Origin of the sequence: Burkholderia sp. Se-20378 (assembly GCF_017104665.1) — a bacterium.
Taxonomy (GTDB): Bacteria; Pseudomonadota; Gammaproteobacteria; order Burkholderiales; family Burkholderiaceae; genus Burkholderia; species Burkholderia lata.
Genome location: NZ_JAAGPG010001056.1, coordinates 1 through 1483, shown reverse-complemented (window position 1 = coordinate 1483; position 1483 = coordinate 1). Strand labels below are relative to the sequence as shown.

3 protein-coding genes are annotated in these 1483 nt (G+C 69.7%); all 3 read right to left on the bottom strand.

Going from position 1 to position 1483, the window contains the following annotated elements:
• On the bottom strand, positions 1-453 hold a 453-nt coding region (locus tag G3N93_RS40120; RefSeq protein ID WP_206135536.1), incomplete at its 3' end, for an alcohol dehydrogenase catalytic domain-containing protein.
• Between the two features lie 48 nt (positions 454-501).
• Positions 502-1134, bottom strand: coding sequence for a Dabb family protein (locus G3N93_RS40115; protein WP_206135535.1), 633 nt, complete (start codon positions 1132-1134; stop codon positions 502-504).
• On the bottom strand, positions 1124-1468 hold the full coding sequence (locus G3N93_RS40110) for a hypothetical protein (protein ID WP_206135534.1): 345 nt from the start codon (positions 1466-1468) through the stop codon (positions 1124-1126). Before G3N93_RS40110 ends, G3N93_RS40115 begins: the two co-directional genes overlap by 11 nt.
• Positions 1469-1483: the final 15 nt, after the last annotated feature.

Below are 1483 nucleotides of genomic sequence, written 5' to 3'. Positions count from 1 at the left end.
CTCTGTGTCCCGCCCGGACGTCCTTCCGTTCTCGGCGAACCGGCCGGCCCAGGGGGCGAGCGCGGGCGTCGGCACCGTGGCGGCTTCCGCCAGGCTCACCGCGTCGGGCACGCGCACGACCGAGTCGTGACGCACCGCCACGTATTCCGCATACGCGCCCCAGCGCCCCGCGCCGACGTCGGTCTGCGCGAACACGCGCATGCCGGGCGCGAAACCGTCGACGCCATCGCCGACCGCTTCGACCACACCCGCCGCGTCAAAGCCGATCACGAACGGAAACGTGTATTGCATGAATGCGCCGAGGTAGCCTTCGCGGCATTTCCAGTCGGCGGGATTGATGCCCGCGTAGGCAACGCGGATCAGCACGTCGCCGGGGCCCGGCGTCGGTGCCGGCACGTCGGCCATCCGGAACGCGTCGGAATGACCGACGCGGTCGATCAACAGGGCTCGCATCTTCGTGTCTCCTGGGTTGTTTGTTGTCAGCTTGATGTGGGCTGCGCGTCAGGCCGCCGTATCGGCCAGCAGGCTCGACGCGAGCGGACAGAACGCATGCGAGATCGCATCGACCGTCCAGTCGGGGCTTTCGGCATCGAACCGGCGATCGACCCAACCCCAGTGATACGGATGCATCAGGTATTCGCCGAGGAGATCGCCGACGTGCGCGAATTCCTGCTGCCACACGTGCGTCCACGCGCCGGGCGTCTCGATCCGGCTCAGCCGCCAGTTGCGGATGCCGGGCATGAACGCGGGCATCTGCAGCAGTTCGCGTTCGAGCGCGGCGATCTGTTCCGCACCGGCCTGCGGCCGTACACGCAGCATCAGCGTGCGCCAGACGCCGTCGCGCAGCGCCGGTTCGCGCAAGCCGCCGCCAATCGCGCGGCATTCGGCGCCGTCGATCCGCGCGATGCCCGGCAGTTGCGCCAATGCAGCGAAATCCGCTGTGCCGCCCGCCGCCGACTCGTCGCGCAGCACGTCGAGCGTGTAGTCACCGGCGCCCCAGCTGCCGTCCAGATTGCGTGCGAGTGCCACGCGTTTCGCGCCGGCCAGCGCTTGCGCGGCCTCGTGCAACGCATGTTCGATCGCGCCGGCATGGCAATCCGCCGACACGAATACCTGTGCCGTGTCATGCCGCATGGTTGACCTCCATCAGCGCGGGCAGCGGCGCATCGGCGTCCGTCATCACATGGCGGCGGCGCACGTCGCACAGCGCGTCGACGGCCATCCAGAATCCGACCACGTCGGCATCCGTCAACGCACGCATCCGGTAGTAGGCCGGCGCGTCGGCCACGTGCCAGGTCAGCCACAGCGTGCTCGGCTGCCCCGCCACCGCGACGGGCGGCGACACCCAGCGGCCGGCCGCCGTCAGCCCGCGTGCCGCGTGACCCGGCACGTAACGGTCGCGCAGTAATGCCAGCCCGGCGGGCATTCGCGCGGGCGGCGGCCTCATTTCGTCTACGATCTCGATCATTCACCTGTCCGCCGC

What these genes read in the sequence shown, in the direction of transcription:
- G3N93_RS40115 (WP_206135535.1), bottom strand. Translation starts at nt 1,134, where the DNA reads ATGCGGCATGACACGGCACAGGTATTCGTGTCGGCGGATTGCCATGCC.
- G3N93_RS40110 (WP_206135534.1), bottom strand. Translation starts at nt 1,468, where the DNA reads ATGATCGAGATCGTAGACGAAATGAGGCCGCCGCCCGCGCGAATGCCC.